This is a genomic window from Oryzomicrobium terrae (assembly GCF_008274805.1).
Lineage (GTDB): Bacteria > Pseudomonadota > Gammaproteobacteria > Burkholderiales > Rhodocyclaceae > Oryzomicrobium > Oryzomicrobium terrae.
Genome location: NZ_CP022579.1, coordinates 2,984,363 through 2,996,851, shown reverse-complemented (window position 1 = coordinate 2,996,851; position 12,489 = coordinate 2,984,363). Strand labels below are relative to the sequence as shown.

At 66.0% G+C, this 12,489-nt stretch carries 8 protein-coding genes; all 8 read left to right on the top strand.

Translation table 11 applies throughout. From position 1 onward, the window contains the following. The first annotated feature begins 54 nt into the window (after positions 1-54). The 8 genes from OTERR_RS13575 (at position 55) to OTERR_RS13540 (ending at position 12,420) form a co-directional block, all read left to right on the top strand. Positions 55-2,421, top strand: a complete 2,367-nt coding sequence (locus OTERR_RS13575; protein WP_149426097.1) for an acyl-CoA dehydrogenase — start codon at positions 55-57, stop codon at positions 2,419-2,421. A gap of 128 nt (positions 2,422-2,549) precedes the next feature. After that, positions 2,550-3,872 (top strand): acetyl-CoA C-acetyltransferase, encoded by a 1,323-nt coding sequence (locus OTERR_RS13570; protein ID WP_149426096.1) that lies wholly within the window; start codon positions 2,550-2,552, stop codon positions 3,870-3,872. A 21-nt stretch (positions 3,873-3,893) separates the two neighbouring features. Continuing rightward, on the top strand, positions 3,894-4,865 hold the full coding sequence (locus tag OTERR_RS13565; RefSeq protein WP_054620216.1) for a DegV family protein: 972 nt from the start codon (positions 3,894-3,896) through the stop codon (positions 4,863-4,865). A gap of 41 nt (positions 4,866-4,906) precedes the next feature. Beyond that, the gene (locus OTERR_RS13560; protein WP_149426095.1) at positions 4,907-6,868 is read left to right on the top strand and encodes a 3-hydroxyacyl-CoA dehydrogenase NAD-binding domain-containing protein; all 1,962 of its coding nucleotides are present in this window, start codon (positions 4,907-4,909) and stop codon (positions 6,866-6,868) included. A 25-nt stretch (positions 6,869-6,893) separates the two neighbouring features. Next, positions 6,894-7,292 carry an acyl-CoA thioesterase gene (locus OTERR_RS13555; RefSeq protein WP_149426094.1) on the top strand — a complete coding sequence of 133 codons (399 nt, stop codon included), beginning with the start codon at positions 6,894-6,896 and terminating at the stop codon, positions 7,290-7,292. A gap of 134 nt (positions 7,293-7,426) precedes the next feature. Beyond that, positions 7,427-8,734 (top strand): OmpP1/FadL family transporter, encoded by a 1,308-nt coding sequence (locus tag OTERR_RS13550; protein WP_149426093.1) that lies wholly within the window; start codon positions 7,427-7,429, stop codon positions 8,732-8,734. Between the two features lie 75 nt (positions 8,735-8,809). Then, the gene (locus tag OTERR_RS13545; RefSeq protein WP_149426092.1) at positions 8,810-11,200 is read left to right on the top strand and encodes a 3-hydroxyacyl-CoA dehydrogenase/enoyl-CoA hydratase family protein; all 2,391 of its coding nucleotides are present in this window, start codon (positions 8,810-8,812) and stop codon (positions 11,198-11,200) included. A gap of 20 nt (positions 11,201-11,220) precedes the next feature. Continuing rightward, a complete protein-coding gene (locus tag OTERR_RS13540; RefSeq protein ID WP_054620221.1) occupies positions 11,221-12,420 on the top strand; it encodes an acetyl-CoA C-acyltransferase in 1,200 nt (399 codons plus the stop codon). The last annotated feature ends 69 nt before the right edge of the window (positions 12,421-12,489 follow it).

The following is a 12,489-nucleotide window of genomic DNA, read 5'->3' as shown; positions in this document are numbered from 1 at the left end:
TCCACACGCACATCAGAGCCGGACACCGGCCAAGACCATAAATTGGAGACAGCCATGACGATTTCGGTCATCCCTCTGCCAGCGGTAACACTGGTACTCCTCGGAGTACTGCTGGCTTTAGTCGCGCTGATCAGCATCCGTCCCCTGCGGCGGGCGCTGATCAGCCGGCCTCTTTTTGGGATCTACAAGCGCATCCTCCCGTCCATGTCCGATACCGAGCGCGAAGCGCTCGAAGCCGGCACCGTGTGGTGGGAAGGCGATCTGTTCCGCGGCAAGCCCGACTGGAAGAAGATGCACGCCTACCCCAAGCCGGTGCTGACGGCCGAAGAGCGTTCCTTCCTCGACAACGAGGTGGAAACCGCCTGCCGCATGACCAACGACTGGGAGGTGTCGCACCATCGTTATGACCTGGATGCCGAGACCTGGCAGTACATCAAGGACAAGGGCTTCCTCGGCCTGATCATCCCCAAGCAGTACGGTGGCCTGGGCTTTTCGGCCTACGCCCACTCCCAGGTGATGACCAAACTGTCCACCCGGTCCTCGGCCCTGGCCGTGTCGGTGATGGTGCCCAACTCCCTGGGGCCGGCCGAACTGCTGCTGCACTACGGCACCGACGAGCAGAAGAACCACTACCTGCCGCGCCTGGCCAAGGGCCTGGAAGTGCCGGCCTTCGCCCTGACTTCCCCCTGGGCCGGCTCCGACGCCGCCTCGATCCCCGACTATGGCGTGGTCTGCAAGGGCACCTGGCAAGGCAAGGAAGTGCTCGGTATGCGCGTCACCTGGGACAAGCGCTACATCACCCTGGCGCCGGTGTGCACCCTCCTCGGCCTGGCCTTCCGCCTCTACGACCCGGATGGCCTGCTGGGTAACAAGAAAGATATCGGCATCACCTGCGCCCTGGTTCCCCATGACCACCCGGGCGTGGATGTGGGCCGCCGTCACTTCCCGCTCAACGCCGTGTTCATGAACGGCCCGACCCGGGGCAAGGACGTGTTCATGCCCCTGGACTTCATCATCGGCGGGCCGAAAATGGTCGGCCAGGGTTGGCGCATGCTGATGGAGTGCCTGGCCGCCGGCCGCTCCATCTCCCTGCCGTCGTCCAACACCGGCATGGCCAAGATGACGGCCCGTGCCGTGGGCGGCTACGCCCGGGTGCGCAGCCAGTTCAAGATGGCCGTGGGCAAGTTCGAGGGGGTCGAAGAGGCCCTGACCCGCATCGGTGCCTACACCTACCTGGTGGACGCCACCCGCACGATGACTGCCGGGGCGGTGGACCTGGGCGAGAAACCCTCTGTGGTCTCCGCCATCGCCAAATACCATGTCACCGAGCGGGCCCGAAAAGTGGTCAATGACGGCATGGACGTGATCGGCGGCAAGGGCATCTGCCTTGGCCCCTCCAACTTCCTCGGCCGCGCCTACCAGCAGATTCCCATCGGCATCACCGTGGAAGGCGCCAACATCCTCACCCGCAGCCTGATCCTGTTCGGCCAGGGTGCCATCCGTTGCCACCCCTATGTCCTCGCCGAGATGCGCGCCGCCCAGAACCCCGATGCCGCGGCCGGCCTGAACGACTTCGACGCCGCCCTGTTCGGCCACGTCGGCTACACCCTCAAGAACGGCCTGCGCGCCCTGGGCATGGGCCTGACCGGCAGCCACTTCGTCGGCGTCAATGCGGACGTGGCCCCGGAAGTGAAACGCTACTACCAGCAGCTCACCCGCTTCTCCTCGGCCTTCGCTTTCCTCGCCGACGTGTCGATGCTGGTGCTGGGCGGCGGCCTGAAGCGGCGCGAGAAGCTGTCGGCCCGCCTCGGCGACATCCTCTCCCAGATGTACCTGATCTCCGCCACCCTCAAGCGTTTCGAGGACGACGGCCGGCAGAGGGACGACCTGCCCCTGGTGCACTGGGCAGTGTGGGATGCCATGTACCAGGCCCAGGAAGCCTTCGACGGCGTCATCGCCAACTACCCGAACAAGCTGGTGGGCTGGTTCCTCAAGCGCGTCATCTTCCCCTTGGGCCATCCCTACGTGGTGCCGTCCGACGACGTCGGCCATCAGGTAGCCAAGCTGCTGATCAACCCCTCGGCCGCCCGGGAACGCCTGGCCTCGGACACCTTCGTCGATCGCCGCGAAGAGGATGCGGTGGGCGCCATCGAACTGGCCCTGGAAGCGACCCTGGCGGCCGAACGGGTGGAAGCCAAGATCCGCGACGCCGAAAAGGCTGGCCGTTTCGACAACAACCCCCTGGCCAACGTGCGCGACATCGCCCACGCCGCCTTCGAGGCCAAGGTCATCAGTGCCGCGGAGTACGAGGTGGTCAAGCGCCGCAACCACCTGCGCGACATCGTCATCCGGGTTGACGACTTCCCCTTCGACCTGGGGGTGGCGACTGCCGCCCAGCCAAGCGCGAAGAAGGCCGCCTGATCCCGTAACGCCACTCCCCGCGCCACCCCGGACTCGGCCGAGCCAAGAGCCTGGCCGGGGTGGCCCGCGCGAATGCCTTGAGCTTCGGCGCGGCGCGGGCCCCGCAGAATGCAGTAGGAGGAGACAGCATGACCGTGCAAGCCCAACAGCACTCCCATCCACAATCCCGGCCTTTCCAGCCCGTTTACGTGGTGGACGGTGCGCGCACCCCCTTCCTCAAGGCGCGCAACGCTCCCGGCCCGTTCTGGGCGTCCGACCTGGCGACCCAGGCTGGTCGCACCCTGCTGGCGCGCCAACCCTTCCTGCCTACCGACCTGTCCGAGGTCATCCTTGGCTGTGCCGCGCCGTCGGCCGACGAGGCCAACATCGGTCGCATGGTGGCGCTGCGCCTGGGCTGCGGCGACTACGTCCCGGGCTGGACGGTGATGCGCAACTGCGCCTCGGGCATGCAGGCCCTGGATTCGGCCATTGCCAACATCCAGTCGGGCCGTTCCGAGCTGGTTCTGGCCGGCGGTGTCGATGCCCTGTCCCGGGCACCCCTGCTGTTTTCCGAACAGATGGTGGTGTGGCTGTCGCGCTGGTACGCCACCAAGACCGCCGGGCAGAAGCTGGCCGCCCTGCGCTGCTTCAAGCTCGGCTACCTGGCGCCGGTGATCGGCTTGTTGAAGGGCCTCACCGATCCGGTGCTGGGCCTGACCATGGGCCAGACCGCCGAAAACCTGGCTTTCCGCTTCGGCCTGGATCGCACGGACATGGATGCTTTCGCCGTGGAATCCCACCGCCGCGCCGTGGCCGCCCGGGTCGCCGGCCACATGGGCGAGATCGTTCCCCTGGTCGATGGCAACGGCAAGATCTACCCGGAGGATGACGGCGTGCGCGCCGATTCATCCCTGGACAACCTGAAGAAGCTGCGGCCGGTGTTCGACCGCAAGTACGGCAACGTCACCGCCGGCAACAGCTCCCAGGTCACCGACGGCGCTGCCTGGCTGCTACTCGCGTCGGAAGCGGCAGTGGAACGCTGGAAGCTCGACCCCCTGGGCAAGATCAGCGACAGTCAGTGGGCCGGTCTCGATCCGGCCCAGATGGGCCTGGGCCCCGTCCATGCCGCCACGCCGATCCTGCAACGCCACGGCCTGGGCCTCAACGACCTGGATGCCTGGGAAATCAACGAAGCCTTCGCTGCCCAGGTGCTGGCCTGCCAGCGCGCCTGGGCCGACCCGGCCTACTGCCGCGACGAGCTGGGGCTGGACGCGCCCCTGGGCACGCTGGATACCGCCCGCCTCAACGTGGATGGCGGGGCCGTGGCCCTGGGCCACCCGGTGGGCGCCTCCGGCGCGCGCATCGTCCTGCACCTGCTGCACGTGCTGCGCCGTCAGGGCAAGAAGCGCGGTATCGCCTCGATCTGCATCGGCGGCGGCCAAGGCGGCGCCATGCTGGTGGAAACCCTCTGAGCGCCATCCGGGACGACGGCCATGGCCAAACTCAGGATCGGCATCGTGGTGGATTCCTGCTGTGATCTGCCCCGCGAGTTCATCGACGAGCACGGCATCGTGATGCTGCCCATCGCTCTGCGCGTGGGCGGGCGCATCGTCGAGGACAAACGGGAGCCGCTGGCAACCCAGGAGTTCTACCGCAAGTACCTGGACAAGCGCGACGAGGATTTCGCCGAGTCCATCCCCTACACCGTTGAGCAGATCGAGCGCCTGTTTCTGGAGAAACTGGCCCTGGAGTTCGATTTCGTCTATTGCCTGACCATCACCGCCAAGCGCAGCCCGATCTTCGACAACGCCACCCGGGCCTCCCGCACTATCCTGGCCAAATACAAGGACGTGCGCCGCGCCGCCGGACTGCCGGAACGCTTCGGCCTGGCGGTGGCCTCGTCGCGCAACATGTTCACCGGCCAGGCGGTGCAGGTGGCCGAACTGGCCCGCCTGGTGGCCGCCGGCAAGACCCCCAGCGAAATCGGCGACCGGCTGCAGAAGCTGGTGGCGGGCACCCATACCTACCTGGTGCCCACCGACCTGTTCCACATCTTCAAGCGCGCCCAGAAGAAGGGCGACAAGAGCGTCACCTGGGGGTCCTACGCCCTGGGCTCGATGCTCGACGTCAAACCGATATTGCACTGCCATATGGACGAGACCGGGCCGGTGGCCAAGGTGCGCGGCTTCGCAAGCGGCGTGGAGCGAATGTTCGAAAACGCCGTGCATCAGATCCGCGCTGGCCTTGAAGCCCCCTTCGTCTGCCTGAGCTACGGCGGCGACCTGGACGCGGTGCCCGATTTGCCGGGTTACGGCGACCTGGCCAAGGCCGCCCGGGAGCAGGGCGTGCAGATCCTGGTGGCGCCGATGAGCGCCACGGCGGCGATCAACGTCGGTCCCGGTGCCGTTTCTCTGGCTTTCGTCAGCCGCGAATCTCCGGTTGACCAGGCCGACACGGCCCGCTGAGCGCCTTTTACTGACTTACGAATTCCTCCGCGACCATGAACATGAACGACCTGAACATGCAGCAGCTCAGCCACTGGCAACTGCGCACCGACGCCGCTGGGATCGCCTGGGCGACCTTGGACCGGGCCGGCGAATCGGCCAATACTTTGTCGAAGGCGGTGCTCGAAGAGCTCGACCGCCTGCTCACCCATCTCGACGGCCAGCCCCCGAAGGCCCTGATCATCACCTCGGGCAAGAGCGCCGGCTTCGTCGCCGGGGCGGACATCGGCGAATTCACCGCCCTGGCCTCCCCGGAAGCCACCAAGGGCTTCGTCGCCCTGGGCTGGAACGTTTTCGAGCGGCTCGCCGCCGTGCCTTATCCGACCCTGGCCCTGGTGCGCGGCCACTGCCTGGGCGGCGGTCTGGAACTGGCCATGGCCTGTCGCTACCGGGTGGCGGTGGATGAGCCGGGCACCAAGTTCGCCCTGCCCGAGGTCATGCTCGGCATCTTCCCCGGCTGGGGCGGCATGAAGCGCCTGCCGGCCCTGGTAGGCCCCCAGGTAGCTCTGGACATGATGCTCACCGGCCGCAACGTGGACGCCAAAAAGGCCAAGCGCCTGGGCCTGGCCGACGAGTGCGTCGCCCCCCGGGTGATGCACAACGCCGCCCGGGGTTTGGTGCTCTCCGGCAAGCCGGCCCGGCGCATGCCCTTCATGGCCCGCCTGCTCAACGGTCCGCTCAAGGGTGTGGTGGCCAACGGCGCGCGCAAGCAGGTGGCCAAGAAGGCCCGCCCCGAGCACTACCCGGCCCCCTACGCCATCATCGACTTCTGGCAGCACCACAACGGTAACGCCCTGGCCGCCCCCGAGGTCATGGCGCGCATCACCGGCAACGATACGGCCAAGAACCTGGTGCGGGTGTTCCACCTGCAGGAACGCCTCAAGGGCTTCGGCAAGGATGGCGCTTTCAAGGCCCAGCGTCTGCATGTGGTCGGCGCCGGGGTGATGGGTGGCGACATCGCCGCCGTGGCGGCCCTGAAGGGCATCACCGTGACCCTGCAGGACCAGGATCTGTCCCGCATTGCCCCGGCCATTGCCCGGGCAAAGAAATTGTTCGAGCGGCGCTTGAAGGACAAGCTGCTGGTACGCGCCGCCATGGACCGCCTGATTCCCGACCCGAGCGGTGCCGGAGCCGCCCACGCCGACGTGGTGATCGAGGCCATCTTCGAGAATCTGGAGGCCAAGCACGCCTTGCTCAAGAGTCTGGAAGCGCGCATGAAGCCCGAGGCCGTGCTGGCCACCAATACCTCCAGCCTGAAGATCGAGGACCTGCGCACGGTGCTGAACCGGCCCGAGCGGCTGGTGGGCATCCACTTCTTCAACCCGGTGCCGATGATGCCCCTGGTCGAGGTGGTGGAAGCCGGCGGTACTGACGGCGCGGCCTTCCGCAACGCCTGCGCCTTCGTCAAGCAGATCGACAAGCTGCCCCTGCCGGTGAAAAGCGCCCCGGGCTTCCTGGTGAACGCGGTGCTGGCCCCCTACATGCTCGAAGCCATGCGCTGCGTCGATGAAGGCATTGCCCCGGAAACCGTGGATGCGGCCATGGAAGCCTTCGGCATGCCGATGGGTCCTATCGAATTGGCCGACACCGTGGGCCTGGACATCGCCATGGCGGCGGGCAAGACCCTGGCTGCCGGCGCGGGTGGCAACGTCGAGCCGCCGCGCTGCCTGGCCGAGAAAGTGGCCGCCGGTAACCTGGGCAAGAAGAGCGGTCGCGGCTTCTACGACTTCGCCAGCGGCAAGCCGGCCAAGGGGGGCGCCGGGACGGTTCCTGCCGGATTGGCGCAACGCCTGGTGGCCCCCTTGCTGGCGAAGACGCAACAACTGGTTGATGAAGGCATCGTGGCCGACGCGGAGCTGGCGGACGCCGGCGTAATATTCGGCACGGGGTTCGCACCCTTTACCGGCGGCCCCCTTCATTACGCCAACCAGCGCGCCGCCGGCCGTTCCACGAACCACGGCTGACGGCGCCATTGCTTCGGAGCCTGCCATGTCCAACGATCCCGTCCTCATCCCCAACCGCCAGCCTGCCCTGCGGGTGGTCCCCATGCCAGCCGATCTGAACCAGAACGGCGACATTTTTGGCGGCTGGGTGATGGCCCGGGTTGACGTGGCCGGCGCCATCGACGCCATGCGTCGTGCCAAGGGGCGGGTCGCCACCGTGTCGGTGAATGCCTTTCAGTTCAAGCAGCCGATCTCGGTGGGCGACGTGGTCAGTTTCTATACCCGCATCGTCCGTGAAGGCACCACCTCGATCACGGTGGACGTGGAGGTCTATGCCGAGCGCAACCCGTCCGATCCGGTCACGGTGAAGGTCACCGAGGCCACCCTGACCTACGTTGCCATCGATGCCGATGGCAATAAGCGGCCGTTGCCCACTCAGGCATGACGCCCATGCGCACGAGCCGTCCCTGTTCCCGTTTCTTCCCATCGGCTATGGCCGGTGGGCGAAAGCACGGAGAGCCCGCTCTCCGAATATAAGCACCATAACCATCACCATCAGTGAAAGAGGAGACTTCACCCATGAAAAAAGGGACTGCTTTGCGCGTCATCCCCGCGGCGATTCTCGCCCTGACCTCCGGCTATGCCTCCGCGTCCGGTTTCCAGCTGCTCGAACAGAACGCCAGCGGACTGGGCAACGCCTACGCCGGTTCCGCTGCCAATGCGGAAAACGCCTCGGTGCAGTTCTACAACCCGGCGGCCATGAGCGTCCTGGGTGAAGGTGCGTCGGTGTCGGTGGGCTTCAACGCCATTACGCCGAGCTACAAGTTTTCCAACGAAGGTTCCAAAGGGCTCGGTGGTCAATCTGCTCAAGGTTCCAATGGTGGTGATGCTGGCGATACGGGTTATGTGCCCAATGCGTATTTGGCCTATGGCATCACCAAGGATATTTCCGTTGGCTTGGGGCTTGGCGCTCCCTTCGGCCTCAAGTCCGAATACAACCCGGATTGGGTTGGTTCGGCCCAGTCGATCAAGTTCGACGTCAAGACTATCAACATCAACCCGTCAATCTCCTGGAAGGTCAACGACACGGTCTCTCTGGGGGCTGGGGTGAGCTACCAGAAGTTGGACGTGGAATATGTGCGCCGCATTGTTCCTCAGAACAACATCCCCTTCGGGACTCCGCCAACCTCTTATTTGGGTACGCAGTTCGTTACTCTAAAAGCTGACGACTGGGCCTGGGGGTGGAACGTGGGGGCCCTGTTCACTCTGGCACCGAGCACCAAGGTGGGGGTTTCCTACCGCTCCCAGGTGAAGCATGAGGTGGAGGGCAACCTGAGTAGCGGCTTCTCCGCCGCCAATGGCAACGCCAAGGTCAGCGTCAATCTTCCCGATACGTTCATTCTCTCGGTGACCCAGGCCCTGTCCGACCGCTGGGAAATGCTCGGCGATGTGTCCCTCACGCGCTGGTCCACGATCAAGAAGCTGGATGTGTTGTCCAACTCGCAGGCAGCACGGGCCAACGGTGGCGTGGCGCAGATTCTGCATACCGAGTTCCAGGATGCCTGGCGGGTGGCCCTCGGCGCCAACTACAAGGTCAACGACGCCTGGAAACTGAAGCTCGGTATCGCTTATGACCAGACCCCGGTGAAGAATGCCTCTACCCGTCTGGCTTCCCTGCCGGACAACGACCGTACCTGGTTCTCGATCGGCGCCCAGTGGAAGCCGGCCAAGGATCAGGCGGTGGATGTGGGCTTTGCCTACCTGCTGGTGCCGGACGCCAAGATCAACAATAACCAGACCGCAGCGACTGAGAATCGCGGCAATGTCGTCGGCACCTACAAGGACAGTGCCTACATCCTCGGCGCCCAGTACTCCATCAAGTTCTAAGCCGTACTCCTGCAACACGTCGCGGCCCGGCAGGTGTCATCCGGGTCGGGCCGCGACCTTCATAAAGACAAGATCATGAACGGGAACAGCAACTTCATCGTCCGCAAGGCCGCCGTGCTCGGTGCCGGGGTGATGGGGGCCCAGATTGCCGCCCATCTCGCCAACGCCGACGTACCGGTGGTCCTCTTCGACCTGCCCGCTAAGGAGGGCGATCCGAACGGTATCGTCAAGAAGGCCATCGACGGGCTCAAGAAGCTCGATCCGGCGCCCTGGGCGACCCGGGACCGGCTCAACTACATCGACGCCGCCAACTACGACCAGAACCTTGCCTTGCTCGGCGAATGCGACCTGGTAATCGAAGCGATCGCCGAGAAGATGGAGTGGAAGGAAGACCTTTATCGCAAGATCGCGCCCCATCTGGCGCCCGGCGCCATCATCGCCTCGAACACCTCCGGCCTGTCGATCAACAAACTGTCGGACACCGTGCCGGCCGATCGCCGCGCCCGTTTCTGCGGCATCCATTTCTTCAACCCGCCGCGCTACATGCACCTGGTCGAGCTGATCGCCACCCGCGACACCGACCCGGCCATGCTCGATCAGCTCGAAACCTGGGTCACCTCGCGCCTGGGCAAGGGCATCGTGCGCGCCAAGGACACCCCCAACTTCGTCGCCAACCGGGTGGGCGTGTTCTCCATCCTGGCGGTGATGCACCACACCCAGGCCTTCGGCCTCGGCTTCGACGAGGTGGACGCCCTCACCGGTCCCAAGATCGGCCGGCCCAAGAGCGCCACCTACCGCACCGCCGACGTGGTCGGCCTGGACACCCTGGCCCACGTCATCGGCACCATGCAATCCACCCTGCCGAACGACCCCTGGCACCCCCACTTCGCCGCTCCGGCCTGGCTCGCCGCCCTCATCCAGAACGGCGCCCTGGGGCAAAAGACCCGCTGCGGCATCTTCAAAAAAGAAGGCAAGGCCATCCACGTGCTCGACCTGGCCAGCCAGGGCTACCTTCCCTCCGCCGGCGAGATTGCCCCGGAAGTCGCCGACATCCTCAAGATCCGCAATCCGGCCGAGAAATTCGCCGCCCTGCGCGCTTCCAGCCACAAACAAGCCCAATTCCTCTGGGCCATCTTCCGCGACATCTTCCATTACTGCGCTTACCATCTGGCCGACATCGCCGACAACGCCCGGGACGTGGACTTCGCCATGCGCTGGGGCTTTGGCTGGACCCAGGGGCCCTTCGAGACCTGGCAGGCCGCCGGCTGGAAAGCCATTGCCGAAGCCGTCCAGGCCGACATCGCCGCCGGCCGCGCCATGTCTTCCGCCCCGCTGCCCGCCTGGGTGCTCGAACGCAATGGGGTGCATGAGCCCGCCGGCTCCTGGTCTGCCGCGGAACAGGCCCTCAAGCCCCGCTCCAGCCTGCCGGTGTACCAGCGCCAGCTGTTCCCCGAGACCGTGCTCGGCGAGACTCCGCGGAGCCAGGGCGAGACCCTCTGGGAGAACGACGGGGTGCGCCTGTGGACCCTTCCCCAGGCCGACGCCCGCATCGGCATCGTCTCGTTCAAGTCGAAGATGCACGCCATCGGCGACGAGGTCCTGGACGGCGTCATCGAGGCCGTGGCCCGGGCGGAACGTCAGCTCGACGGCGTGGTGCTGTGGCACGAGCCGCCGTTTGCCGTGGGCGCCAACCTGCAGCAGGTGAGCGAGGCCATCAAGGCCGGCCAGTTCGACCTGCTGGAAAAGACCGTGGCCAAGTTCCAGCGTGCCTCCATGACCCTGCGTTACGCCAAGGTGCCTACCGTGGCCGCGGTGCAGGGCATGGCCCTGGGCGGCGGCTGCGAGTTCGTCATGCACGCCGCCCACCGGGTGGTGGCCCTGGAGTCCTACATCGGCCTGGTGGAAGCGGGCGTCGGTTTGATCCCCGCCGGCGCCGGCAGCAAGGAATTCGCCCGGCGCGCCTCCGAGCTGGCCAAGACCCAGGCCGGCAACGACCCGTTCCCCTACATCCAGAACGTGTTCACCACCATCGCCATGGCCAAGGTCGGCAAGAGTGCTCTGGAAGCGAAGGACTACGGCTTCATCCAGGAAGCCGACGATGTGGTCTTCAACCCCCACGAGCTTCTCTACATCGCCCTGAAACGCGCCCGGGCCATGGCCGACGCCGGCTACCGGCCGCCCCTGCCGGCGCGCAACATCAAGGTCTGCGGCCGTCCCGGCATCGCCACCCTGGAGTTGATGCTGACCAACATGGCCGAGGGCGGTTTCATTTCCCCCTACGACTACCGGGTGGCCCGTTCCGCCGCGGTGGCCCTGTGCGGCGGCGACGTGGAGCCGGGCAGCCTGGTGGACGAGGAATGGCTGCTCACCGTGGAACGGCGCGAGTTCGTCGAACTGCTCAAGACCGAAAAGACCCAGCAGCGCATCGCGCACATGCTGGAAACCGGCAAGCCCCTGCGTAACTGAGCGGCCGGAGGAGAATACTCATGACCAAGCAAATCCAAGACGCCTACATCGTCGCCGCCACGCGCCTGCCCGTGGGCAAGCGCAACGGCATGTTCCGCACCACCCGTCCGGACGACATGCTGGCCCACGCCCTCAAATCGGTGGTGGCTCAGGCCCCCGGCCTGGACCCGGCCCTGATCGACGACGTGATCGTCGGCTGCGCCATGCCCGAAGCCGAGCAGGGCATGAACGTGGCGCGCATCGGCGCGCTGCTGGCCGGCTTGCCGCAGAGCGTGTCTGGGCTGACCATCAACCGTTTCTGCTCTTCCGGCGTGCAGGCGGTGGCCCTGGCCGCCGACCGCATCCGCCTGGGTGAAGCCGACGTGATGCTGGCCGCCGGCACCGAGACCATGAGCCTGATGAACCAGATGATGGGCAACAAGGTCTCGATCAACCCGGAAGTGTTCGCCCACGACGAGAACCGGGCCATCGCCTTCGGCATGGGCCTCACCGCCGAGAAGGTCGCCCAGCAGTGGCAGGTCAGCCGCGAGGATCAGGACGCCTTCGCCCTGGCCTCCAACCAGAAGGCGGTGGCGGCCATTGCCGCCGGCCACTTCAAGGCCGAGACCAGCTCCTACACCATCCGTGCCCACCTGCCGGACCTCAAGACCGGCACCGTGCGCATCGTCGAGAAGCTGGCCGATACCGACGAAGGCCCCCGGGCCGACGCCAGCCTGGAAAAGCTCGCCAAGCTCAAACCCGTGTTCAACGCCCGGGGTTCGGTCACCGCCGGCAACTCCTCCCAGATGTCCGACGGCGCCGGGGCGGTGCTGCTGGTCTCCGAGAAGATCCTCAAGCAGTACAACCTGACCCCCCTGGGCCGCTTCGTCGGTTTCGCCGTGGCCGGGGTGGCGCCGGAGATCATGGGTATCGGCCCCATCGCCGCCATCCCCAAGGTGCTCAAGCAGGTCGGCCTGAAGCACGAGGATCTGGACTGGATCGAGCTCAACGAAGCCTTTGCCGCCCAGTCCCTGGCCGTGATCCGCGAACTGGGGCTGAACCCGGACAAGGTGAACCCCCTGGGTGGCGCTATTGCCCTGGGCCATCCTTTGGGCGCCACCGGCGCGATCCGTACCGCTACCTTGCTGCACGGCCTGAAGCGCACCGGCGGCAAGTACGGCATGGTGACCATGTGCATCGGCACCGGCATGGGGGCTGCCGGGGTGTTCGAGTCCCTTTGATCCTGCCGATTCTGCCCGGTCACTGTCCTAGGCAGAACGGGACGGCCGTCTCTCCCTCCTCTTCGGTCG

Coding starts and splice junctions, on each gene's coding strand:
- OTERR_RS13575 (WP_149426097.1), top strand. CDS start 55: ATGACGATTTCGGTCATCCCTCTGCCAGCGGTAACACTGGTACTCCTC.
- OTERR_RS13570 (WP_149426096.1), top strand. CDS start 2,550: ATGACCGTGCAAGCCCAACAGCACTCCCATCCACAATCCCGGCCTTTC.
- OTERR_RS13565 (WP_054620216.1), top strand. CDS start 3,894: ATGGCCAAACTCAGGATCGGCATCGTGGTGGATTCCTGCTGTGATCTG.
- OTERR_RS13560 (WP_149426095.1), top strand. CDS start 4,907: ATGAACGACCTGAACATGCAGCAGCTCAGCCACTGGCAACTGCGCACC.
- OTERR_RS13555 (WP_149426094.1), top strand. CDS start 6,894: ATGTCCAACGATCCCGTCCTCATCCCCAACCGCCAGCCTGCCCTGCGG.
- OTERR_RS13550 (WP_149426093.1), top strand. CDS start 7,427: ATGAAAAAAGGGACTGCTTTGCGCGTCATCCCCGCGGCGATTCTCGCC.
- OTERR_RS13545 (WP_149426092.1), top strand. CDS start 8,810: ATGAACGGGAACAGCAACTTCATCGTCCGCAAGGCCGCCGTGCTCGGT.
- OTERR_RS13540 (WP_054620221.1), top strand. CDS start 11,221: ATGACCAAGCAAATCCAAGACGCCTACATCGTCGCCGCCACGCGCCTG.